Consider the following 22,426-nt stretch of genomic DNA (forward strand, 5'->3'; position numbering starts at 1 on the left):
GCCTACGTAGTCGACCAGACTTCGTCGTGAGCGATTGCGCAGGCAACCTGGTCGGACCGGCTGAATGGACTGAGCAACGGAATCACCGGTGATGAGTGTGCCCGATGTTCGCCTTCGCGGCGGGCTCGCGATCGCCGCCGCGTAGGACTGACGCGCACTCGTGTGAGATCTGGACGATAGTGGGACTGAATATGACCGACTTGCAAGTGGTGACCGCTGCGGTAATCGGCATAGAGATACTGTTCGTCGTCGCGGCCTTGTGCTGGCCACGACGACGGTGGCCAGCCGACCACAAGAAGCAACCAGCTGATCGTCAGCACAAACGTTATCGTGAGCTGATTGCCGGAAGGGTGTGACGGACCTCAGCTGACCACGACTGGAGAGTAGTGAGCTTTCTCAGGTAGCGGTGTGGAGTTGTGATCAGTTGGTGCGGGCCGTGCCACTGGTAATTTCTCGAAGCTGTGAAACGGCTTCGTGCGACGGTAGCCGGCATTTTGTCACGGTGGTGTCGGTGCGGGCGGTATCGGTGAGCGCTCCGGTGTCGGTGGATCCGCCGGCGGCCGGGTCATCTGTGCTGGCCGAAAGCTTTTCGCCGCTGGCCGCCGTTTCGGCTTCGTCGAGGGTCGCCTGGAGCGCGTCTACTGCATCCAGAATCGCCTGATGGCGAGCGGCACCGACTTCATCGGCACCGAAAACGGTGGTGTCGATACTCGCTTCCAGATCCCGCAGAAAATGCTTGATTCCGTAGGTATCAGGCGAGGTGTTGTCGGCTCGTTCCTCGGCTGCGCGCCGCTCTATCCAATCCCAATTTTCTTGGTACCAGTCGGTCAGCGATTCGCGGATATGGTCCCCGATGGGCTCGAGCTCTTTCCCCTCGGGTGTGGGGCGGTCCGGCTCGGTCCGGCCGGCGTGAACGGCGTCGGTCTCGGTGGTTGGGTAGGGGCCCGGTCCTGCGGTATCGCAGGACGTCTGGAGGTCGCCGCGCCTGGCGCGGCCGGGCCGTTGCCTGGCCTTGCTGAAGAAATCGCTTTCGTCGATCATGGGCACTTTCCGATTGTGGTGATCGCTTCGAGTCGGCCGGATGGCTCGTCATGGGGCAGTCGGCGAGTGATCCGATCATGCTGTCGGGTATGACATTCGCCCTCACCGTCTTCTGCTTCGATCACCTCACGCTATCGATCGGCTTGTGGATTCTTATGTGATCGGTCAGCTGTCGCTGAACATACGGAAATCATGACTGGAGGTTTCTACTGAACGCAATAAGTGGGCGCATATTTGACTATGCTTTGAGGATGCGGGGGTACGAGTCGGAGTTCCTGCCGCCGCATTCGGCCACGTCAGTTTCCTCAACTCGATGGAGTTGGCACCTTTGTAGGCTTGTTCGGCCGGACTATTGCAATATTCCGCCAGCGGAGCGCGGCGATGGCCACAGCAGGGTACCGGCCGTTGAGGTGGTTGCTGCTGGAGGTGGACGAATCCGGCGAATCGGTCGTCGAATACGACTACCGCGACGAGCCGTTTCTCGACAGCGTCCAAGGGCGCTCGGCGTGGGTCTTGTTCACCCATGCCAGGTCCGGTAGACGTCAACCGATGCGGGGTGTATCGGGATAGCGTCGGTTCCGACCAGCCACCGTCGATTCAGGAACTGGAATCCCACGGTGCGCTTCGGTGTCAGTTCGTCGGCGCGCTGCAACAGCAGTTCGGTGATCGCGCTCACTGCGGAATGCGGCAGACCGGGTTTGGTGAGAAGCAGGTTGGGGACGCCGACGGTGCTTACGGCAGGACTGCCCGGATAGGCATCCGCGGGGATCGTCACCCGGTGGTAGTCGAATTCGAACCGTTCTCGCATGGTCGTGACCAATCCGCCGAGGTCGATCAACCGTAGACGCCGGGGAATGTCGGGACCCGGCGTCGGCACACCGGCGCACCACATGATCGCGTCCGCCTCATCGGCATACAGCGCCGACACCGCGTCGGGCAGCTGTCGATGGCTGACCTGCAGGTCGGCGGTGGGGTCCAGGCCCGCCGCACGCACCGCCCGTTCGGCGGTGATCTCCGCACCCGACCCGAGCGCACCGAGGTCCACTCGTGCGCCGCGCAGGTCTTCGACTCGGTGAATCGGGCTCTCGGCGGGCACAGCCAAGTGGAGATAGCATTCGTGCAGTCGTCCGATGGCCAGTGCGCGTGTGCGGGACTCGTGCGCCGAATCCGACAATGCGAGAGCGGCATCGATCTCGCCGCGGGCAAGCAGATCGAGGTTCGTGCGCGATCCCGCCGTGATAACCGGATCTATCCGCACGGTGCCCGCTTCGGCGGCCACATCGGCGAGGAGCCGGGCGAATGTGTGGGACAGCCCGCCGACCCGTCCGGAGCCGAGCCGTACCGTGACCGCGTCATCGCCGATGGAACAAGCAGACACGGTCGAGAGCGCGGCGAGCGCGAGGAATCCGCGGCGGCAGATCATTGTCCGACCACGGTGCTGGGAGGGATCGCACTGTGCGTCGCGAACGCTGGCACACCGTGTCGCACCGCCGACCATCTCGGCTCTGCCGGACGTCGCCGCGGACGTGCCCTTCCGATAATCGACATCGACTCGACTACTCCGTCATAGCTATCAAGTGGACCGGTATGCCCAGCTCGAATGGGCTCTCGGCGTCGGGCCGCGGTGTGCAACCCGAAAACATTACACGCCAATGGCCTTAACGAAGTCTTAAGAATATATTGGGAAACGATCGAGGGGCGGAATCTCATCAGTCGACGCAGCCCCCGGCACTTACCCCTTCCGGGGGTTGATATCAAGCAGGAGTAAATTCGGCACGCTGAAGATGGCATCGCATGGCTTTACCGGATACTTTGCTTGCGCCGGCTAGTGCAAGCGGCGGATGGCAGTGGATGACCGCCATTGCCGAAAATTGCAACATCTAACGTACTGGACGCCCGACCGGAAGGAATCTGCTATTGGAACGGGTTTTTACGTTCCCTTGAGCGTATTTTTGCTTGGGAGGTGAGGGCGTCAGGTGGAGTTCGTGAAACAATAATCGTGAATCAGTTCAACTGTGCGACGCGACGCACCTCTTTCTATTCGAAGATTCGGCGGGCATGTGCTCGTCGGTGGAATTCTGGCGTGGACGGACGAGGATAACCGTGATGCCTTTTCCGGTGCGTTGTCGAAGAATTGAGAGTCGCGGTGACCGGGCTCCACCGCGGAGTCGGCCCCGTCGGGGCTTGACCTGGAGATCCACAGCTGGCGAAGGTGTCGAAGTCATGAACTGGACTACTGAGGACCGAGACGGTCAGAGGGTCGGCGTTCCGCACGGTCGGTTCGGCGATGAATCCGGCTCAGGGGTCGAAAGTGTCCCGGTATCGAGCCCCGGTGGGATTCGTTGCCTCCTAAAAGAATCGCTCAATAGTCGAATGACCAGTGGGATATTCGAGTTCTGGGATCCGGTGCGGTGGCGACCGCGGGTGGTGGTGCGGCGGTTTCGGTGTTGGGTCGAGGCTACCGGCCGACGGCGCAGGATGGTGTGGTTGCTGGGGATCACTCTGGCGTTGTTCGTCTTCCCGGGTGTTGTCGGTGGGGTGGCTGTGGCGCAGACGCACAACGGTATGGCGGCGGGCCGGTCGAGTATCGGCATGCTCAGCTGGATGAATATCCGGGACTCGTTCGGGGTCCGGTTGACCGATTACGTGTTCGCGACCAGCCACGGCAGCGTGTTGAATCCGTTGGAGACGATCGTGTCGTTGATCCTGGGTTTGGAGTTCGTCGGCTATCTGGTCATCGTGACCTCCGCGGTGTGGTTGATCGGTTTCGCGATCAGCTTCCAATGGCTGGATCCGTTCGGTCGAGCGTTGACCGGGGTCGCCGACAACCTGACCGGCCAGATCGCCACACCGCTGCTGTTGACCGTCGCCGCGGGGATCGGCGCGTTCTTCGTCGCCTGGTTCGTGGTACGCGGGTTTGTCGCCAAGGCCACGATGCAGGTCGTCACGATGCTCGGGGTGGCGGTGCTCGGCCCGATCGTGCTGGCGGAGCCGTTGGCTGATGTCTTGTCCTCACACGGTCTACTCGCCCAAGGCCGCGATCTGGGTATCGCGGTAGCGGCCGGGCTCAACGGCAGCACGAGCCCGAACCCCGACCAGCTGGTCGTCACGATGCAGGGGGATCTGGCCGACAATTTCGCACGCCGCCCGATACAGGTGTGGAACTTCGGTCACGTCGTCGACCAGTCGCCGCGGTGCGCCGCGGCGTGGTCGGCCGGCGTGCAATCGGGCGAGGATTCCCGGGTCTTGACCGGTATGCGGACCTGCGGGGACACCGCGGCCTATGCCATGGCAAGCGATCCCAGTCTGGGGCAGGTCGGCTCCGGTTTGGTGCTGTTGGTGTGTGCGACGATCCTGCTGGTGTTCGGGGTGTACCTCGGCAACAAGATCATGTGGGCTGCGCTGGACTCGATCTATCACGCGTTCATGGCCATCTTCGGGTTCGCGGCAGGCGGATTCGTCTACGGACCGACACAGACGTTCCTGGTTCGCAACGTCGTCGATGCTTTCGTCGCGGCGGGAAGAATGGCGGCCTACACCGTCTTCCTCGGTGTCTACGTCCTGTTCCTGGGCAACCTGTTCCGCCAAGCCGAAGGACAGGTCGGGGTGGTACTGGTCCTGGGCGCCATGGTGGAGATCGTCGCCATCCTGCAGCTGAGGCGCCTGAGCGCGAGCATCGGCCGGGGCAACAATTGGGTCGCCAACCGATTCGCCCTCGCGATACAGGGCGCCGGCGGCTCCGGCGGGGGCGGCGGCGGTACCGCTCTGGGAATGGGCAACGTCGGGGCCGGCAACTCCCTGCCCGGGGCCGGGCTCATGGCCGGAATCGCCGCCATCAACACCATCGGCGCCAACCCGGTCACCGCGTTACTCTTCCGCAGGCGCTCACCATGGGACCTCGACTCGAAACTGAGGCACCGCGTCGACCTGATGAATCTCAAAGCGAATGAAGAGATCCTCGGGAAGGGCTGGGCGCTCAACTCGGCGCGGGTCCGAGAAGGGTATATCGAAGCCGCCAGAACAGCCGCCAAGGAATACGGCTACACCCATCGCGGTGCCGCCGCGGCGGTGGACCGCGTCATCAACCGCGGCGGATCCCTGGGCGACGTCGTCACCTCCATGACAGACGCCGGCTTCAAGGACAAAGAAATGATGGTCGGTGCCATGCGAGCCTACAACTACCGCGAGCAATTCGGTCCCAGCGTCTGGGACGGTGACGCGTACATCGGCGAGGCCGCGGCCTCGATGTCGCTCCTCAAATTGGGTCAAACACCGGCGAACATGGCTATCTTCGAGCACACCGCGCACCGGTTGGCAAACCGACGCTACATCGACCGAGTGCCATGGACTGCTCTCACTCATGCAGAACAGGCCTATCTCCAGGACTACTTCGACAACCCCACAAGAGACAAGATCAGAGGTATCGAGGCCCTCGCCAGCGGCAGCCAGATCACTCGAGATCGCCATGGCAACGTTGTACAGTCGAATAAGGAATACCCCCTGCCGGAAAAGTTCGAGGGCTGGAGTCAGGAACGTGGCCTGCTGATGAACAGGTTCATCATGCCGCATCTCAGCCAGAAATACCTGGCCGCCGCCAACGCAGGCGACCTCCACGAAGCTTCGAAAATACTGCAGATCATGGCGCATTCCGAATACTGGACAGGCAACGTCAAGCTGACCCCATCGAAGGCGATTCCACGATTCTAGTAGCCGGGCGCGGGTGTCCGCGAAATCCAACGCGCACTGGCCATCTGGATCGGCATCTGCCCACTCTGCCACCGCCACTTCTGTTGCGGGACATGACGTTGTCGACGGCGGACAGCACGTACCGACTCTGGCAGGTGCTGTCACCGCATTTCGTTGTCGGGGTACTTCTCTCGTCGTAGGCATGACGGGCATGGGCGATGACGTCCCGATGTTCCAGCGACCAGTCAGCCAGCGCCTTGACGAGATGGGTGAGGCTGGCTCCGGTCTCCGTCAGTCGGTAGTCGACCTGGGCAGGCACGGTTGGATAGACAGTCCGAAGCGCAAGGCCATCTCGTTCGAGCCGACGGACCGTGAGCGTAAGCATGCGTTGAGAAATACCGTCGATTGCTCGCTGTAGCTCCCTGAGCGGCGCGGGCCGTTCGCGAACTCGACGATGACGAGCACCGACCACTTGTCTCCGACGCGGTCGAGAACGTCGCGGATGCCGCAGTCGGGATGGTCCGGCTGCCCGCACGGGTTCAGCTCGGCCACGCGGTGGTCACAGCGGTGTGCGTGGCTGACATCAAACTGCCTCCTTGTGAGCAAACCCGGGAGTGAATCAAGATCCATCGTAGTTACTGAAACGAACCACGAAGGACTGTGAACTCATGATTTTGGTGACCAGGGCCAACGGACATCTCGCCTCCCTGACACTGGCTGAGCTACGGCGCGCGGGGCCGAGGCCGTAGGAGGAAGTCGTACCCCGGGAGATGGCGTACGACGTCTGGATTTCGACGATCCGGCCGGTTTCGATCTGCACGGTGTTTCCACCCTCGTGCTGGTCTCGGCGGGGTACGCCGAGGACGATCAGGTGATCGCCCGCCATGGCGCGGTCCTGGACGCCGCAGTCCGTGACGGCGTCACCCACGTCGTCTACACCAGCCTGACGACCGCGGGCGATCACCTCGGCTTCGCCCTTGCCCACCGCGCGACCGAGCAGCATGTCGAGAACAGCGGATTGGAGTGGACACTGCTGCGCAACGGCCTGTACGCCGAATTGTTCGGTGCGTTGCTGATGTGGTCTCCCGATGGCGTGGAGTCGGCATTCGGCACCGGCGCACTGTCGGCGGTGGCACGCGGGGATCTGGCCGCCGCGGCAGCGATCGTCGCAGCCGCGCCCGCAGCACACGCAGGCAAGATCTACGACCTGGTTGGCGACCCGATCACCGCTGACGACGTTGCCGATCGGCTCGGCGTCGCCCACCACACGATCGGTCTCGGCGAGTACCGCGCTCGCCTGCTCGCCTCCGATGAACTGTTGCCGTTCCAGCCACCCATACTCGCCTCGATCGCAACCAGCGTCCGCCACGGCTTCCTGAGCAACATCAGCCCTGACCTACACAATCTTCTCGGACGCCCCCTCATCGACCCGCTCATGGTTGCCGCAGACAGCGCAGCCGCCGCGCGTCCTGGCCTTGCCTGAAACTCGGCATAGCTCATTGGGAACACGCCGCTGTCCTATGTCCGGCAACGGATCCGGCGGCCGAGGCGGTCACCCCGACCGGTCCACCACCCAGCGGCCGCTAGGTCGACGCGACCGGACTACTGGGTGGAATCGACGATGAAGTCCCGTCCGAGTCCCAGTAAGACGCTGTCCGCGGTCAGTAAGCTCAGGCGTTCACACAACGCCTGAGCTGTGATCAAACGATCGAACGGGTCGTGCCGTACCAATTCGGGGAATTCACGCAAGCCCTCCGCGTGCTGTCCGGTGACATCCAGAATCCCGAGCCCCTGATCACTCATCGTGTCGGTGAGGTTCGTCGGCACCGACAATTTGCCCAGCATGGACTTGATCGTCAGTTCCCAGATCGTCGCCACCGAAACATAGACCTCGGTTGCGGACGTGATCGCCTTGCGGGCAGTCACACCCAATCGGGGATTGTCATCGAGCACCCAGAGTGCGGTCTGACTGTCAAGCAGAAGCATCGGCGTCATCTCCGTAGAACATCCGCTGCATGTCCGGATCGACGTCGAATGCATTGTCGTCGTACCGCAGCTGCCCCTTCAGGCCGCCGATCGTCACCGGAGCCGCCTGATGAGGCACCAGGTCAGCGATCGGTTTCCCAGCTTTGGAGATCACGATGCGCTCCCCCTTTGCGACCCGCTCCAAAAGCCTGGACAGATGCGTTTTCGCCTCATGGATGTTCACCGCAGTCATGCGGATACCATATCAGACTTAGTCTAGTCTAGTTCGTGATCAATAGGACGGATGCTGGTTACGGACTAGGCGGTATCCGGGACGTTCGGTGGGAGGCTGGAGGAGACGAGCCTGCGCCGCAATCGAATCCGGTTCCTGAGCCGGCAGTGGGTGCCTTTCGTTCTGGTTCACCAGGGTTTCCCCCAGAGTCGGTGTCGTCGTGCGGTATCGGGGTGAATGCGTCCGGCCGCGACCAGCGCCGCGAACGCGACGCGCTTGCGGGCGCAGTCGTGGTCGCGGTGCAATTGCATTGCGATATGGGCATCGGCGAGGGTGAACGGCTGGCGGGGTGGGTCGCAGGTCGATGCCTTCGGCCATTCGACCGGGCGCGACTGGCAGCGGCTGGCGGGTCGATTCGCCGGGACATGACGTCGGGGCTGGTTGATCGGCCACACGCAAGCCGCTCCGGCCACGGTGCACGCGCCGCCTCCGACGACCGCGAGAACGCTGTGCACGATCTGCCACGCGTCCATGGCCGTTCAGCTCTCGCCGCCGCTGCCCGAGTGGGTCGGCGGTAGTGCCAGTTGCGCGAGCCCGTCGATGACCTGCTGGAACGTCTGGGGTTCGGGTGTGCCATCGGGTGCGGCGCGGTCGGTGGCGTCGGCCGGGTAGTCGAGACCGCGCAAGTGGGCACGTTCGCGCGGGCTCAACTCCTGCGGCGCGATCCGGCCGTGATGTACGAGGGTGTAGTAGGCGACCCACTTCCACGCGCACCGGTCGACCCGGCATGCCCGGTGCGTGCGCATCTGCTGGTGCGCCAGCTCGACCTCGGCGAAGCCGCAGATAGTGGGCGGGGTGACGATCGTGTCTCCACTCATCACGCGGCCCCCGCGTCGACACCGGGCCCGGGCTGGGCCGAGCGGGTCCACGTGCCTTGTGGGCATACGGTTTCGAGGTCGAAACCCTTGTCGCAGACCGACGAGGGCTGGCTGTCGACATGGCCAAGGTCGAACACGACGATTACGTCGACGCCGAGCCCGGTCGCGATGCCGAGCACGTACCCGATCGGGTTGTCCACGTGAGCCGGTGGGCGAAGGGTGTACACGTACTGGTAGCCGAGCCTGCGGGCGTGTCGTTGCACGTCGCCAGCGTGGCGGAGCGCATGCGGACCGGACACGTCATTGCGTACGAACCCAAGAGCTTTCGGCCTGCCGTCCGCCGTGGGCGGTGCGGCGATGGCCTGCGTGTGTGTCATGGTTCCCCCGAACCTGGTCGATGTACTGGCTTGTGGGGCGTTCGGGTGCCCGGAACAACAATCGCCATCGCTGCCGTGCCGGCTCGTGGCAGCCAAGCCACGATGTACTCGACGGAAGTCGTTGTAGTTCCCGCAGTTTGGAGGTTGCCAGGGCTCCGACCTGGGGTGCCACCTGAACGTCGAGACCCAGCACACCACGAGCGGTATCGTGATACGAGCCGAACTGAACGATTCAACTCAAGTCGTTCAAACTACTAGGACACTACTCGTGTCCGAGGGGCGGAGTGATTCACATTTCCGAGCCGATCCATTCACTCTTGCAGGGGGTGCACTGCACATGACCAGTGACAACGACGACGCCTCAACCTTGCCCCGGCGCCAGCTGGGCCGCTTCCTGCGCAAAGCCCGTGACGAGCAAGGGCTGTCGATCGCGCGGGTAGCCGAACTGGTTGAGCTGAGCCCGGCAGGCCTACAGCGCATCGAGTCTGGGAAGGTGAAGAAGGTTCGCGTCCGCGACATCCAAGCCATCTGCGAAGTCTTGGAGGTCAGCCCCACGGATACCGACCGCGCTGTCGAACTCGCCAAGCAAGCGCAGGTGAAGAGCTGGTACACCGCGTTCGCTGGACTTTACAGCGACAACTTCAACATGTACGTCGGGCTCGAAGCATCGGCCCGGCGTCTGGTCATGTATCACGAACACATACCGGGACTGCTGCAGATATCGGACTACGCTCGGGCAGTCTTCGCCGCCTATCCCGGATTCAGCGATCCGGAGCAGATCGACCGGCGAGTCGAGCACCGACTGAAACGGCAAACCATCATTACTCGCAAGACCGACCCATTACAGCTAGAGGTGTTGCTCCACGAGTCGGCGTTACACCGTGTCGTCGGTAGCCAGTCAGTCATGGCGGCCCAGCTCCGGCACCTTGCCGAGATCGGCAAGCGTTTCAACGTCTCGATTCGGGTACATCCGTACGCTGCTGGCTTGGCGTGGGGCATGTTGCATGGGCCGTTCGTCATCCTCGACTTCGGTACCGACGCGAAGGGCAAGCTCGTGGAGCCGTCGCTTGTCTTCCTCGAAAGCCAGATGAGCAACGACCTCTACCTCGAGAAGGTCGACGACGTTCAGCGCTACCATGGGCTTGCTTCGGCCATCCGGGATTTATCCATGGGTGAAGAGGAATCGCGAGACCTGCTCAGGCAGGCGGCAAGGAGTTTTGAGGCGTGAATACTGACCTATCCGGGGTGAATTGGTTCAAGAGCAGCTACAGCAGCAGTCAAAGCGAGTGTGTCGAGGTGGCGTGGCTCGTCGAGGGCGGGGTTGGTGTTCGTGATTCGAAGCACCCGACCGGTCCGGCGCTGATTTTCACGCCGGGTGAATGGGATGCCTTCACGGCTGGTGTCATTGACGGTGGGTTCCGTCGCCCCACCTGAGCCCGGCGCGACATCGAATACCCGCAGCAGCCCGTCCCGGCGAACGCGCAAGGAGTTCGAGCATGACCAGCACTGACCTGTCCGTGGTGAACTGGTTCAAGAGCAGCCACAGCAGCGGCCAGACCGACTGCGTCGAGGTGGCCTGGCTCGAGGGGGACCGGGTCGGCGTCCGTGATTCGAAGAACCCGATCGGTCCGGCGCTGATTTTCACGCCGGGTGAGTGGGATGTCTTCATGGCTGGTGTCATCGACGGCGAGTTCCGTCGCCCCGCCTGAGCCATTCAGTACCAAGCCCCCCAGCCGCCCCGTCCCGGCGAGTCGTGTCGGGACGGGGCCGCCTGCCGTCTCCACGATTGGTAGTTCGAGTTGCTCGGCCTCGCCGTAGCTTTGATCAGTGGCCGAGGCGTTTCAGCAAGTTGCCCAGTGCCTTTGGTGCGAATCATGCATGCGGTGCAGCTGCCGCCGTGCTTGCGCCTCCAACTCGTCCATTGATTCGATCATGCTGTTCCGCTGGCCCCGCCGATCAGACCGATCGGAGCCAGCCCTGCAGCTCCGTGTCGTACCCCTGCTCCTCCATCATTTCCTGCCGCGGCACCATCTTCCCGCGTCGGGAGCCCGGTGAGCGTGAGTACATCGGGCTTGACGATGTTATGGCCACGCTGATTCAAAACCGCTTGGAACTCTGCTGATCCGGGCAGCATGATGCAATCCGTGATTCTTCTCGTTCCTGCCGATGTTCTGCATCCTCGCCGTGTCGATGAACATTTCGCCGCTGAAGCGGATGCCGCCGCTGCGGCCGGGATGGATGTCGCGCTGGTCGACCACGATGCGTTGACCGGGCCCGCTGACTCTGACGACGCGGTCCGCCGGGTGCGGGTATCGGGTCCAGCGTTCTATCGCGGCTGGATGCTGCGCAGTGACCAGTACGTGGCATTCGACGAAGCTCTGCGCCGCCGCGGTGTCATGTTGCGGACCCGTCCGGAGCAGTACCAGCGGGCACACGAGCTGCCGGGCTGGTATTCGGATCTCGCCGCTCTGACACCTCGGTCGGTATGGACTGTCGGGCACGATCGCGAGGCGTTCGATCGTGCGTGTCGGGAACTGGGATCGGGTCCTGCTGTCCTGCGCGATTACACCAAGTTGATGAAGCACTACTGGCATGAGGCGGCATTCATCCCGGAGGTGAACGACGGGGATTCCGCATGGCGAGTGGCAAGTCGATTCCGAGAGCTGCGCGACGAGGACATGACCGGCGGATTTGTGCTCCGTGCTTTCGAGCATTTCTCCGCCGCGGAGGTTCGCACCTGGTGGATAGATGGCAGCTGCCGGTTGATCGGCCCTCATCCCGACACTCCGCAGGAACTGCCCGCTGCCGAGTTGGACCTGACGGAGATCGAGCCGCTGATCGCGAACCTCCATCTGCCCTTTGTGACAGTCGACTTCGCCTTGCGCACCGACGGGGCATGGCGCGTGGTGGAGCTCGGCGATGGGCAGGTCAGTGACCGGCCGAGCACGATCTCACCCGAAACGTTGATCACTGTCCTCCGCAAAGGTTTTAGTAGTAGCTTACTCGAGTATTGAAATGAAACGTCTTGGTTGCCTCGCTTGTTGAGGGTGCGTGCGCGATCAGGACTTGTGGCGGTTGTCGAGTTCGTGGCCGGATTGCTCGATGCTGAGCGAGCGCGGCGCCGGAACTGCGCCGGATGGTGGGCATTGGGCTGAAACGGGCTATGCACACCCCTCGGTGCGGAATTCGCCGCCGTCGGCGCGGCTAGCACCCGAATATCCCGGGCGGTGCAACCATACCGAGAACTCTTGCAACGCAACGATTCCGCCCGGTCCGTTGTCATAGGTGATGATGTGACCAGGGTCCTGTAGATTTCGGCGAAGCTGGTCACCGCGATCTCGATACCCGTCTTCTCACGAACCTCGTGAATCACGGTGCACGGCTGAATATCCCCTGAGCACGAATTTTACCTCCCCTTGAGGGAATTCGTGCACAATTTGTGAAAGGGTTCAGGCGTGACGGGCGAGGACAGCCGAGATGCCGAGGACATAGCAGATGGAACTCCGGATATCGCGTTCACCCTCGCCGAATTAGGCGGACCGGCGGAGGCCGGTGATATCGCGGTGCACAATGGCGTGCCCGGTAGTCTCGCGGTCGGCGACGTGGCCGGGGCGGAATCCGAGTCACCGTCCGATGCCGGTGCGGCGGCTATCGTCGGGCGCGCCGAATTCGACGGACCGGGCGCGTCCGGTGATATCGCGGTGTCCGATGGCGTGCCTGGTAGTTCCGCGGCGGGCGGGGCAGAATCCGAAGCACCGTCCGACGATGGTGCGGCGGATATCATCCAGCGCGTTGCCGATGAATTGCGCAGCGTAGCGCCGGTCGGGTGGCAGCGGCTGACCGCGGAGTTCGCGATAACCGTCACGGCCGGCAGTGCCCGGGCGGTATGCGCCACCGACGACGCCGAGGTCGAGGTGGATGTGCCGAATCGGGTACTGGAGGTGGTCCGCGAGCATCGAGGGGTTGCGGCGGATTCGTCCACCGGTCCGTGGTGGCGACTGCTGCTGCAGCTTACCGCCGAGGGCCGTGCCGATGTCGAGTACGACTACGGCGACGACCCGTTTCCGGACGAGCAGTTACTGGCGCCGGAGGCGTATCGCGCCGACCTGGCGGCGTATCCACGTGCGCGCCTGCCGGTGTGGCTTGCGGCCTACATCGGCCACGGCGGGCGGCAGACGCGCAGCCCGCAACAGGCCGCCGCCGCGGCACGGGCGGACCGCGACGCCGCGGTGTGGTCGACGTTGGCGGAGAACGAGTTTCCGCCGTACCCGGTGATGTGGGCGCGGTGGACGACAATCGCGGCGGCATTCGTCGCGGCTGGGTCGGAGTGGGGGCCGCGAATGTTGCCGTCGCTGGCCGGGTTCGAAAGTTCGCGGCGCAGCGGCGCCACCATCTGCGCGCTCGCTGGCGGCCGGGCGGTGCTCTCGGGTGGTGTGTGGAACGCACCGGCGCTGGACGACACCTACAACGGCGACGCCGAGATGCCGAACTTCTTCGCCGGAGCCCCGGATTGGGTTGCCGACCCGGTCCTGAATCCGCGCGCCGGTGTCGGCCTGATGTCGTTCTGCTACTGGTGGGATGCGGGCCGGTGGTACCGGGGCGAATCGCCGTCGGCGGAGCAGTGCGCTCCGGCGATACCCGGAGTCTGGAGTGCCGACACCGTCGTGGACATTGTCGCGCGCCTCATCTCGCGCCGACCGGGCGCGGCGCAACGGTCGGCGGCGGCGACGCTGCTGTCGGCCGCCGAAGTAGGTGTGGTGACGCCGGAAACTGTCGCGAAGACGTTCGGGGACAACGATGCTGACGGTGCGCTGTACCAGTTCCGGATGGCCGGGCTGGTGGCCGACACACCGCAGCCGATGCCGCAGCAGCTGGCCATCGCCCGAGTTCGCCAGTACATCCTCGGGCGCGGGCTGGACACCACCGGCTACCCACTGGACGAACTCGTCGCCGACCGGCTCAGCTGCGGCTGGATGGTGTTCGCACCGGTACCGGGCGGTGAGATCGCGATCGGCAGGGCCATCTTCTATGTCGCCGATGACGGTGTGCTGGAACCGTCTTCGTCATCGGTGCCGCCGACCAGGTTCGTGTCGGGATTCCAGGAACGGTTCCGGCGACGTCAACAGCCGACGGGATGAGACCGTCGTGTTCATGCGCCGCTGACCAGGTTCGTGCCTGGGATTCGAGGAACGGTTCCGGCAACGTCAGCGGCCGACGGCGTGTGCGCGCCGCGTCGTTGCACCGCCGTCGTGGCCAGCACAGTGCCATCACGATGATGCCGCTCTCCACGACGATAACCAGGAGAATTACGGTCTGAAACACTGTCATACCCCGGGGAGTGACCTTTCGTGCGCGCGGCGTCGGCCCGCGCAGGGGGCCGCGTCGCATACTGGCGCGATCTTCCCTGGTCGCGGTCAGTGAGCCATTCCAACGTGGGTCCGGGGTCGCGGATAAGGTCGGTGTAGATCAGGGTGCCGTCCACGCCGAGATGCTCATGGCCTGCGGCTTTGCGCCGCGAACGGACCAGCCGATGACGGTGTCGCCACAGGCCCATGGGAAGTGTGGAGCTGGCGGTGTGCGGGGTCCCAGTGATCGCCGCGCGAATCAGCGCTGCTCGTCCTTGATCAGACGGATCACATCGGCAACAGCACGATTTATCGAGCTGACCAACCGCGCCGTGTCGACGCCAGTAGCAATGGCCGGACTGCCAGGAGTGATCGCATAGCGTCCGTCGTCGGCGATATCGCGCCACCACAATCCATGTCGAGCCAGATTCCGTGGACCGAATCTCGTTACCCCCTGCCGAACCTCTACGAAACCTTGGCGCACCACCGGTTTGCGCAGAAGTTCGGCACCATGCTGGTCAACCGGAGCTTCCTTCGATTCCCGCACCATCGATGCACCGAATTCGGCGTCGAATTCCGCGTCGGTAGATCTGGTGGGTAGCACGACATTGTCGAACCGTCCGCGCTCCTCTGTCGGCAGACGGGCAGCGATCCGTCCGGCCAGGGAAAGGCAATCACACTCGGTGATGGTGACACGGCCGCTGCCGTAAGTGGTCCTGGCCGGAATCTGTTCGAGGAGGTAGCCTCGGTCGGCGCGCCGTACGGCATGGAGACGGATATGTGACGTCGGATCGGCGGGAGCGCGCTGATCCCAACCGTGCGCGATGATACGCAAATCAGGCTTCGCTACGATGTCGAACACCTCATCGAGCCCACTACTCCACCGAGGCCGCAACCCCAGCCACGCTTGGCGTTCTTCGTGTTCCTCGTCCCAATCCAGATCACGCACGAGAGCGGTGAAAGGCGCGGGCAGCCGCAGCTCCCGCATGCGGTCCCAGGCAACGACGAACTCGACGTCGGTGAGTGTCCAGCTCCGATCCATCAGGGCGCCTCCGGCTGCTGCACGATGACCGGCTCCTCCGGGCGCGGAGCCCGCGACCGCTCCGAGCGTGGCATCCGCGGCCGATTCGGCTGCTCCGGCGGCACCGGCTGTTGCACCTGTTCAGTCATGTGCCGCGCCTGTATCCCTCCCACCACCGCTCGGGTCATATCGGGCGCCTCACCCAGTGCCTCATCGAGATGCTCCCCGGAATCCAGGTACTTCGGGCGCTCATGCTTGCTCTCCTGGCCACCGCCACGCGCACCGGCACCCGGCGCGCCCGCGGGGCCTGGCGTGCCCATCGGCGGCTGGCCCGCCATCGGAGCCGCACCGGCCCGCGGCATCCCAGCCGCCGACCCGGCCATGGTCGCGCCCGCGTTCACGCGTGGAAACAACCGTGATGCGTCGTACGGTGCCTTCGGCGCGCCGTACGGCGCGCCACCGACACCACCACCACCGACCTTGCCGCCAACCGGGTTCCGTGCCGCATCAAGCCCCGCCGAGGTCGACGGGAGGCCGGCAGGCGGATGCATCGGATCGCTGCGCAGTGCGTCCTTCGCCGCACCCAGTGCGTTCTGTGCCGCATTCGAGGCCGTGGACAGGGCGTCGGTGACGGCGCCCATGCCGTTCGAGAGCCCGGCGGCAGGGTCGGCACCATAAGGATCGAGCGCGTTCGCATATTCGTCCAGACCCGCAGCCTGTTGCTCGAGTTCATCGGCATATGAATCCAGCGCCGCCCGTTGGTTGTCCAGCGACGAACCGTCGAGACCGTCATTCAGACCAGCACCGCCACCACCCCCTTGGGTGTTCTGATCGTCGGTGCCATCAGTCGCCGTCGGGCCATCCGGCGTTTCTGCATACTCCGGAAACTTCGGAAAGTATTTGGCCGTTTCCCGGTAACCGGACATATATGTGTTGCGGTAGTCTTCCTGATACAGGGGTGTCGGGTCTTCTTGCACCCGGGTCGCTGTGCCAAAGATCCACCACCCGTCCTTTGTGACGGTATACTCGTTCGGGTTCTCAGCATCCTGCGGCATCGCCTTCTGCGTATCATCGAGCCAGTAGGCCGCATGAGTGTACGCATGACCAGCCTGATGCATCGCCTGCCACAATGGTTCCAGCTGCTTCTTGAAATTGTCGACCGTCGTTTCGGCAGCTTCTTTTCCGTCCCGCTCCCATGAGTCGGCAGCGGCCAGTACGAAACCATTCTTGAATTCTTCGGACTTGTCACGGAGAGTGTCGCCCATCCGGTACCAGAGAATGGCCCTCGATTCATAGTGGTACGGCAAATCCACCCCCCGGATGAACTCACCCAGATTGTACAGTGTTTCGTAACTCTGCCTCGAATGATCCGGTCCGATATCGTCCGAAACAGATTCGAACGATTCGCCCTCGGGCAGTAGCTCGTCGATTCTCTTACTCGTCGGAACCCAGCTTCCCGGAGTGCGATCGATCAAGGAGGCGGCACCGCTCGGTTTGATGCTGTCGAAATCGGACGCGGAGATGTCATCAGCTGCATCGTATGCTTTTGCGGCCGATATGAAAAGCTCCTTCAAATTGTTCAAATCATGCAGTCGAGTGCCCTCTTTATCCTCGCTGCCAATTATGTCGTACAGTTTGGTTCCCAGGTTTGTGAGATATGTGTCGAGCGTCTCCAGAGAAGGTAGCGGAGCGCCGCCGTACCCGGCATCCTTTGCGTACGCCACATAGTGCGCCTCATACGAGCTCGCCCCCTCGACGTCTCGCTGATCCCTGATACCCCGCAACACCTCGATGAAGTCGGCACACAGTTGTGCACATGTAGAGGCGATATCATCGGCGATGAGCAGTTCATCGGTGTCCACGAACTCGTTCAACTCCGACCAGGAAGTCACCTCCGCGGTGGGGTCCTCTGTGACGGACTCGCCCGTGCTCTCTTCTCCACCCTCTTCCTGGGGAGGCATACCGCACACTCCTTAATGACCCCAGCGCCCTCTCGGCCATACCAGGTCGCCAACCGTCTGATCCCATAGCAGTTGATCAGTGGCTCCCGGTCAACGTCGTAGACCCTACGGTCGCAGTTATTTACACTTAGTTGAGGCGGAACCACTTGCCGATAGGACCTGTGGGTCCACCAGTGGAACGCTTCGGAATATCGCGGCAACGAGTCGGACTGCGCGGCGGCCAGCACAGGGCGGCGACAACGATGGCTACCTCTACGCCGATGATCATCAGGGCAATCGACTGAGTCATCTCGGTACTGCTCTCTATGTCCTGGACCGCCGCACCTGCGATGGCCATCTCCGATGCGGCCGTGGCGCTCGTTTTCGTGCATCGCCGCGGTCCGCCTCTTACGATGGATTTATTCACGGAGGCATTGGGCTTCGCTTATCGGATCCTTGTCGCGTCCCGATCGAAAGGCGTTGCCGTGTGCGGCAGTCGGGGCAGGCTCGGGTGAACGTTCACACTTCCGATCGTTGGCGCCGCTGGAACCCGCTTCTCGAACCCGTCGACGAACTGCATCGGCGGCACCGGTCTACTCGGCGCAACGGCGTGGGGTACTGGTACGTGGCGCGACGTCCTGGTGTTGATTTCGCCGACGAGTTCGGCTTGGCGGGTGGTGCCCGAGCGAGAGCGTCCGAGGGTGCTGCTTCGGCTCCGGGCGGTCGGTCGGCACCGAAGGAGCGACGGCGGCGGTGACCTGCGGCCGAGATGTCGCAGCAGTCCATTACCTTGGCCTCGGGGTAATGGATAGTGGTATTGTAATGGTCATGGATGCAAACATTACTGTCACCAGCAAGGGGCAGGCGACACTTCCCGTTGCCATGCGCCGTCGGCTTGGCTTGGCCGACTCCGGGGGTGTTTTGCACGCGCATCTGGATGAGGACACCGGCGAGCTCGTTCTCACCAAGCCGCCGACCATCAGCGAGCTGAGTGAGCGCATCAGCCGTCATATCAAGCCGGGTACCCGCCCCTTGCTGAACGTTGACCAGTTCTACCAGTCCCAGCGTGAGCTGCGGAGCTGATGCCCGTGTCGGCCGGTTCGCTCGATGCCAATGTTGTGCTTCGGCTGCTGCTCAACGACGTCCCCGACCAGCATGCTGCGGTAGTAAATCTGCTCGCAGGCGCAGATGCGCCCTTCGCCGTGGCCGACACAGCTGTCATCGAGGTTGTCTTTGCCCTGTGCCGCTATTACGAATTCGGCCGCGCCGCGGTTGCCGAAGCGATCGAAGGCCTGATGTCGTTGACGGAGATCGATGGCAACCGTGCGCTATACGCACAGGCGCTGTCGTTGTTCGTCGCACATCCGAAGTTGTCGTTCGAGGACTGCTGCCTGGCAACCTACGCGGAGCTGTCGAACGCGAAACCGCTGTGGACCTTCGACAAGAAACTTGCTGCCCAAGCAGGCTCGGCGCGAATTGTCCCGATGTAAGACCGTGTCTCACGTCCGACTGGACAGGTGATCACGTGGAATCTATGGCGGTGAACGCGAGAAGCCGCCACAAGTTCCACCTGATCTTGGTCGTTCAGCTGTTCGGTAGGCGGCGGCCGTCGGCTACTTTCGCGGGCCAGGTCGGCGTAGGCGACGTCGAGTTCGGCTCAGCGGGAGTCGAGGGTCGTGGACCACTCCGGATAGGCGGTGCGGTTGCGGTGCAGCTCGGTGAGCTCGTGTGCGTACCGACAGAGCAGCCCATGCACGTGATGGACCGGCCACTGCGCACAACAGCTCGCTGGCGCTGGGCAATTTCGGGTGCCGGCCCGCTCCGGCAAGCCGGGCGGCGCTGCAGGATATCGTTCGGCAAGCGATGGGCTTCGCACAGGACATTGTTGCGAAAGGGACGGAGATGGTGGGACAGGCGATCGACGCTGCGCAACAGTTGGCGACCGCCGAGGGCATGCCCATCGTTCCGACCGTCCCCGGTGCAATTCGATCCCCCACGCGCCGCAGGCCTCGGTCTGGGTTCGACCGGGGGTGGAGCGAGTGGTGCGGGCGCAGCAGGTGCGGGGCTCAATTCGCTGAGGAGTGCCACCGAAACGTCGAAACTGTTCCCAGAGCCAGTGCGACCGAGACGGTTTCGGCGACACGTGCGGGACTGGCGTCGACGCAGCAGACGGAATGGAGGCGCTGGATGTTTACCGGTGCACCCACGAAGCGGTTTCCCGATCGAGCTGGGCCGGTGACCTCCGGCGGGAGCAGGGGACGATACTCGCGCGGTCAGGCGGCCGGGTTGGCCGGCATCCTCAGCAGATGACCGCCGATATCGGCAAGCAGTTCGAGCTTGCCACCGAGCGCGGAAACATAGGCGGCGATGGCGTCCACGGTGGCGACCTCGCCACGTTCGATCTGCGAGACTCGACCGGGGCTGACACCCATGAGTTCCGCCAGCCCTGCCTGCGTGAAGTTCAGTCGTTTCCGTTCCTCGGCAAGCTGGAATCCCCACTGTTCAGCCATGATTGCACCGCGTCGCCGAGCGGCCTCGTCCTCGCCGACCCGCTTGCGGTAGGCGTCCTTGTCCCATTTGCTGAAGCTGCTCATCTTTCGCGTTCCTCCTCGGCTCATTCCTTCAAGTAGATTTCGTAGAGTGTCTCGGCCCGGGGAATAGCTTGCTGGTACCAATCGTTCCAGTGGCCTGTTTTGTCGCCGCCGATCAGATGAATGGCCGAGCGCCAGGGATCGAACACGATCAAGATTCGGATCATCGTTTGTCGTGGCCGCAACTCTTTGAGGTTGGCGAGCTTCGACCCGGTGAGGGTGTCTACAAGCGGTCGCCCCAGGGGCGGCCCGCGTTCGGATAGCACGTCCACCGCCGACTCAACGTGTGCGGCGGCGCCCGGATCGCTGCGTCGCAGCTCGTCTATCCATGCCGCAACCTCGTTGGTCTGGTAGGTGTCGCCGACGGCACACCGTGCTGTGTGCTCCGGCGGCCCAGGCGCGGATCGGCGCGATTCAGTCGTGCGACACAATGGTTGCCACGGTCATCGTCGTTGCGCTGCCATCCGGTGTTGATCGAGCTTGAACATCGAGGGAGAAACATCCCGTCATTCCGGCGAACGCCGGAATCCAAGTGACACCCTCGGATGTGCGCACAGGGTCCCGGCGTTCGCCGGGATGACGGAGGGATTTCGTTCACACTTCCGATCGTTGGCGGCGCTGGAACCGCTTTTCGAACCCGTCGACGAACTGCATCGGCGGCACCGAGGGTGATGACCGCTCGAGGACCCCGTCGTCGGCGATGTAGAAGATCGCCCGCCCGCCTGCGATCTCGCCGCGCGGCACCGGTACAGACACCATCCAGCCACAGCTGAGCCGGTCGGCGACCAGATCGCCCAGCGCGTAGCCGGTGGTGTCCAGGCCGAGGCCGAGAATGTACTGCCGCACCCGGGCGATGGCCAGTTGCTTGGGCATTGCTTCCGGTACCACGGTGACCAGGCCGGCCATCCGGAACTGGAAGAGGGCGCCGTCGATATCGAGTGAACCGCTGTCGCCGAAGGCATTCAGTACGGTCTCGCGGGTCACGACACCCACTTCCGCGGCCGAAACCAGTGTCGAGGCGGCCAGGAGCTGGGCCTTGTTCGGCTGGCTGGAGACTGCTCTTGCCAGGATGTCGGCGACCGTATCGGCCGACCACACTCCGGGCATGGCGGCAGCGCACTCGGATGCCGGGGGTGACTCGCCCCGGTACCACCGGCCGGACTCCCACCAGTAGCAGAACGACATCAGGCCGGCCCCGATGCGCGGGTTCAGCATCGGTTCGGCGACCCATTCCGGTGCTCCAGCAAAGAATTTCGGCATATCGCTGCCGCCGTTGTAGGTGGCGTCCAGGGTCGGCGCGTCCCATACCCCGCCGGAGAGTACGGCACGACCATCGGGCAGTGCATATAGCGTGGAACCGCTGCGCCGGGAACTTTCGAACCAGCCGAGTGCCGGCAGCATTCGCGGTCCCAACTCCGAACCAGCGGCGACGAATCCGGCCGCGATCGTCGCCCACCGCGCCCACATCACGGGAAATGACGGAAATTCGTTCTCCGCCAACGTCGCCCACACCGCCGCGTGGCGATCCGCGCGAGCCGCGATCGCCGCCTGCTGTGGACTGCGGGACTGCCGGTCCGCGTGTCCGAGGTAGGCCGCGAGCCATACCGGCAGGCGTTCGCGCGGATAGGTTTCCAGATCGGCGCGATACGCGGCGGGCGGGAACAACTGATTGTCCGGGAATGGGCGTTCACCGTAGTCGTAGTCGACATCGACCGAACCATCGGAGGTCGCGTGTACCAGCATCCGCCACCAGGGCGCGGCGCTCGGGCCGGAACCGTCCGAGCCCGCGGCAGCCTCTCGATGGTCGCGGACCAAACGCAGTGCCGACTTCGGTACCGCCACCGCGACCTCGGTGTCTTCGACGGAATAGACCGCCTGCGCCGCTTCGGTCGACACCGTGATGGCGAACTCGGCGTACAGTCGCTGCCATTCGTCCGGCGCCGCGGTCTTCAGTTCGTCGACAATGCGACGGAGGATATCGTCTACCGCTTCATCGGTGCCCGACGCCGGGGCTTCGTCGGCCAGCAGGCTGAATACGATATCCGGAGCGGGCTCCGATTCCGCCGCGTCATCCTGGGGCAAGTCGTCTCGACCGCGCTCCTCTTGTCCACTTGTCACTTTCACGCCCCTCGGACATTACGGTTCTCTTCGTCTGGTCCGAGAATACCGCGGACGGGGTCCTCGGCCGCCGAATCAACGGATGGGCATTCTATCTGGGGGTTTCACGGTTTGCTCGGCCAGGAGGTGGGTTCCGATGGTATCGGAGCAGACTTTGGGATCTCTCGAGGTAAGGGCGTGCGATTCGTGACCTCCGCCGGGGTAAGTGCAGGATTTGACATTCCCTTGAGGT

At 63.5% G+C, this 22,426-nt stretch carries 22 protein-coding genes; 9 read left to right on the plus strand and 13 right to left on the minus strand.

The window, feature by feature from the left end; all coding sequences use genetic code 11:
* Positions 1–420: 420 nt before the first annotated feature.
* Both OH799_RS00345 and OH799_RS00350 read right to left on the minus strand, forming a co-directional pair.
* Positions 421–1,041 (minus strand): hypothetical protein, encoded by a 621-nt coding sequence (locus tag OH799_RS00345; protein ID WP_406274010.1) that lies wholly within the window; start codon positions 1,039–1,041, stop codon positions 421–423.
* A 517-nt stretch (positions 1,042–1,558) separates the two neighbouring features.
* Positions 1,559–2,464, minus strand: a complete 906-nt coding sequence (locus OH799_RS00350) for a TAXI family TRAP transporter solute-binding subunit (protein ID WP_406274013.1) — start codon at positions 2,462–2,464, stop codon at positions 1,559–1,561.
* A 950-nt stretch (positions 2,465–3,414) separates the two neighbouring features.
* On the opposite strand from OH799_RS00350, the gene OH799_RS00355 reads away from it, so the two are divergent.
* A complete protein-coding gene (locus OH799_RS00355) occupies positions 3,415–5,748 on the plus strand; it encodes a hypothetical protein (protein WP_406274016.1) in 2,334 nt (777 codons plus the stop codon).
* On the opposite strand, the gene OH799_RS00360 is transcribed toward OH799_RS00355, so the two are convergent.
* Positions 5,711–6,112 (minus strand): winged helix-turn-helix transcriptional regulator, encoded by a 402-nt coding sequence (locus OH799_RS00360; protein ID WP_406274019.1) that lies wholly within the window; start codon positions 6,110–6,112, stop codon positions 5,711–5,713. The genes OH799_RS00355 and OH799_RS00360 overlap by 38 nt on opposite strands.
* 450 nt (positions 6,113–6,562) lie before the next feature.
* Between OH799_RS00360 and OH799_RS00365 the strand changes: the two genes are divergently transcribed.
* Positions 6,563–7,210, plus strand: coding sequence for a hypothetical protein (locus OH799_RS00365; RefSeq protein ID WP_406274022.1), 648 nt, complete (start codon positions 6,563–6,565; stop codon positions 7,208–7,210).
* Between the two features lie 119 nt (positions 7,211–7,329).
* On the opposite strand, the gene OH799_RS00370 is transcribed toward OH799_RS00365, so the two are convergent.
* The 5 genes from OH799_RS00370 to OH799_RS00390 form a co-directional block, all read right to left on the minus strand.
* Positions 7,330–7,713, minus strand: coding sequence for a type II toxin-antitoxin system VapC family toxin (locus OH799_RS00370; RefSeq protein WP_406274025.1), 384 nt, complete (start codon positions 7,711–7,713; stop codon positions 7,330–7,332).
* Entirely contained in the window at positions 7,700–7,945 is a 246-nt protein-coding gene (locus OH799_RS00375; protein ID WP_406274027.1) for a type II toxin-antitoxin system Phd/YefM family antitoxin, read from the minus strand. Before OH799_RS00375 ends, OH799_RS00370 begins: the two co-directional genes overlap by 14 nt.
* 167 nt (positions 7,946–8,112) lie before the next feature.
* Positions 8,113–8,457: a hypothetical protein gene (locus tag OH799_RS00380; protein ID WP_406274030.1), complete on the minus strand. Its 345-nt coding sequence runs from the start codon at positions 8,455–8,457 to the stop codon at positions 8,113–8,115.
* Between the two features lie 6 nt (positions 8,458–8,463).
* Positions 8,464–8,802 (minus strand): hypothetical protein, encoded by a 339-nt coding sequence (locus OH799_RS00385; RefSeq protein ID WP_406274033.1) that lies wholly within the window; start codon positions 8,800–8,802, stop codon positions 8,464–8,466.
* Complete coding sequence (locus tag OH799_RS00390; RefSeq protein WP_406274036.1) at positions 8,802–9,179, minus strand: hypothetical protein; 378 nt, start codon at positions 9,177–9,179, stop codon at positions 8,802–8,804. Before OH799_RS00390 ends, OH799_RS00385 begins: the two co-directional genes overlap by 1 nt.
* A gap of 337 nt (positions 9,180–9,516) precedes the next feature.
* Here OH799_RS00390 and OH799_RS00395 point away from each other — a divergent pair, with 337 nt between their 5' ends.
* From OH799_RS00395 to OH799_RS00415, 5 genes are all read left to right on the plus strand, one after another.
* Positions 9,517–10,407: a helix-turn-helix domain-containing protein gene (locus OH799_RS00395; protein WP_406274039.1), complete on the plus strand. Its 891-nt coding sequence runs from the start codon at positions 9,517–9,519 to the stop codon at positions 10,405–10,407.
* On the plus strand, positions 10,404–10,613 hold the full coding sequence (locus OH799_RS00400; RefSeq protein WP_406274042.1) for a DUF397 domain-containing protein: 210 nt from the start codon (positions 10,404–10,406) through the stop codon (positions 10,611–10,613). The genes OH799_RS00395 and OH799_RS00400 overlap by 4 nt, the downstream gene beginning before the upstream one ends.
* A gap of 62 nt (positions 10,614–10,675) precedes the next feature.
* Positions 10,676–10,888, plus strand: a complete 213-nt coding sequence (locus OH799_RS00405) for a DUF397 domain-containing protein (RefSeq protein ID WP_406274044.1) — start codon at positions 10,676–10,678, stop codon at positions 10,886–10,888.
* A 435-nt stretch (positions 10,889–11,323) separates the two neighbouring features.
* Positions 11,324–12,193, plus strand: a complete 870-nt coding sequence (locus OH799_RS00410; RefSeq protein WP_406274047.1) for an ATP-grasp domain-containing protein — start codon at positions 11,324–11,326, stop codon at positions 12,191–12,193.
* 441 nt (positions 12,194–12,634) lie between these two features.
* Complete coding sequence (locus tag OH799_RS00415; RefSeq protein WP_406274050.1) at positions 12,635–14,317, plus strand: hypothetical protein; 1,683 nt, start codon at positions 12,635–12,637, stop codon at positions 14,315–14,317.
* Between the two features lie 466 nt (positions 14,318–14,783).
* Here the strand turns inward: OH799_RS00415 and OH799_RS00420 are convergent, their stop codons facing one another.
* Together OH799_RS00420 and OH799_RS00425 are read right to left on the minus strand one after the other, a co-directional pair.
* Positions 14,784–15,566 carry an ESX secretion-associated protein EspG gene (locus OH799_RS00420; RefSeq protein WP_406274053.1) on the minus strand — a complete coding sequence of 261 codons (783 nt, stop codon included), beginning with the start codon at positions 15,564–15,566 and terminating at the stop codon, positions 14,784–14,786.
* Positions 15,566–17,407 (minus strand): hypothetical protein, encoded by a 1,842-nt coding sequence (locus OH799_RS00425; RefSeq protein ID WP_406274056.1) that lies wholly within the window; start codon positions 17,405–17,407, stop codon positions 15,566–15,568. The genes OH799_RS00420 and OH799_RS00425 overlap by 1 nt, the downstream gene beginning before the upstream one ends.
* 906 nt (positions 17,408–18,313) lie before the next feature.
* Between OH799_RS00425 and OH799_RS00430 the strand changes: the two genes are divergently transcribed.
* Both OH799_RS00430 and OH799_RS00435 read left to right on the plus strand, forming a co-directional pair.
* A complete protein-coding gene (locus OH799_RS00430; protein WP_406274059.1) occupies positions 18,314–18,568 on the plus strand; it encodes an AbrB/MazE/SpoVT family DNA-binding domain-containing protein in 255 nt (84 codons plus the stop codon).
* On the plus strand, positions 18,568–18,975 hold the full coding sequence (locus OH799_RS00435) for a PIN domain-containing protein (protein ID WP_406274062.1): 408 nt from the start codon (positions 18,568–18,570) through the stop codon (positions 18,973–18,975). Before OH799_RS00430 ends, OH799_RS00435 begins: the two co-directional genes overlap by 1 nt.
* 783 nt (positions 18,976–19,758) lie before the next feature.
* Here the strand turns inward: OH799_RS00435 and OH799_RS00440 are convergent.
* The 3 genes from OH799_RS00440 to OH799_RS00450 all read right to left on the minus strand — a co-directional run bounded on the left by OH799_RS00440 (position 19,759) and on the right by OH799_RS00450 (position 22,194).
* Positions 19,759–20,079 carry a helix-turn-helix transcriptional regulator gene (locus OH799_RS00440; RefSeq protein WP_406274065.1) on the minus strand — a complete coding sequence of 107 codons (321 nt, stop codon included), beginning with the start codon at positions 20,077–20,079 and terminating at the stop codon, positions 19,759–19,761.
* 20 nt (positions 20,080–20,099) lie between these two features.
* The gene (locus tag OH799_RS00445) at positions 20,100–20,507 is read right to left on the minus strand and encodes a type II toxin-antitoxin system RelE/ParE family toxin (protein ID WP_406274068.1); all 408 of its coding nucleotides are present in this window, start codon (positions 20,505–20,507) and stop codon (positions 20,100–20,102) included.
* 163 nt (positions 20,508–20,670) lie between these two features.
* Positions 20,671–22,194 carry a hypothetical protein gene (locus tag OH799_RS00450; RefSeq protein ID WP_406274071.1) on the minus strand — a complete coding sequence of 508 codons (1,524 nt, stop codon included), beginning with the start codon at positions 22,192–22,194 and terminating at the stop codon, positions 20,671–20,673.
* Positions 22,195–22,426: the final 232 nt, after the last annotated feature.

The sequence above is a fragment of the Nocardia sp. NBC_00881 genome, assembly GCF_045207455.1.
Classification (GTDB): domain Bacteria; phylum Actinomycetota; class Actinomycetes; order Mycobacteriales; family Mycobacteriaceae; genus Nocardia.

Coding starts and splice junctions, on each gene's coding strand:
- OH799_RS00345 (WP_406274010.1), bottom strand. CDS start 1,041: ATGATCGACGAAAGCGATTTCTTCAGCAAGGCCAGGCAACGGCCCGGC.
- OH799_RS00350 (WP_406274013.1), bottom strand. CDS start 2,464: ATGATCTGCCGCCGCGGATTCCTCGCGCTCGCCGCGCTCTCGACCGTG.
- OH799_RS00355 (WP_406274016.1), top strand. CDS start 3,415: ATGACCAGTGGGATATTCGAGTTCTGGGATCCGGTGCGGTGGCGACCG.
- OH799_RS00360 (WP_406274019.1), bottom strand. CDS start 6,112: ATGCTTACGCTCACGGTCCGTCGGCTCGAACGAGATGGCCTTGCGCTT.
- OH799_RS00370 (WP_406274025.1), bottom strand. CDS start 7,713: ATGCTTCTGCTTGACAGTCAGACCGCACTCTGGGTGCTCGATGACAAT.
- OH799_RS00375 (WP_406274027.1), bottom strand. CDS start 7,945: ATGACTGCGGTGAACATCCATGAGGCGAAAACGCATCTGTCCAGGCTT.
- OH799_RS00380 (WP_406274030.1), bottom strand. CDS start 8,457: ATGGACGCGTGGCAGATCGTGCACAGCGTTCTCGCGGTCGTCGGAGGC.
- OH799_RS00385 (WP_406274033.1), bottom strand. CDS start 8,802: ATGAGTGGAGACACGATCGTCACCCCGCCCACTATCTGCGGCTTCGCC.
- OH799_RS00390 (WP_406274036.1), bottom strand. CDS start 9,179: ATGACACACACGCAGGCCATCGCCGCACCGCCCACGGCGGACGGCAGG.
- OH799_RS00395 (WP_406274039.1), top strand. CDS start 9,517: ATGACCAGTGACAACGACGACGCCTCAACCTTGCCCCGGCGCCAGCTG.
- OH799_RS00405 (WP_406274044.1), top strand. CDS start 10,676: ATGACCAGCACTGACCTGTCCGTGGTGAACTGGTTCAAGAGCAGCCAC.
- OH799_RS00420 (WP_406274053.1), bottom strand. CDS start 15,566: ATGGATCGGAGCTGGACACTCACCGACGTCGAGTTCGTCGTTGCCTGG.
- OH799_RS00430 (WP_406274059.1), top strand. CDS start 18,314: ATGGATGCAAACATTACTGTCACCAGCAAGGGGCAGGCGACACTTCCC.
- OH799_RS00435 (WP_406274062.1), top strand. CDS start 18,568: ATGCCCGTGTCGGCCGGTTCGCTCGATGCCAATGTTGTGCTTCGGCTG.
- OH799_RS00440 (WP_406274065.1), bottom strand. CDS start 20,079: ATGAGCAGCTTCAGCAAATGGGACAAGGACGCCTACCGCAAGCGGGTC.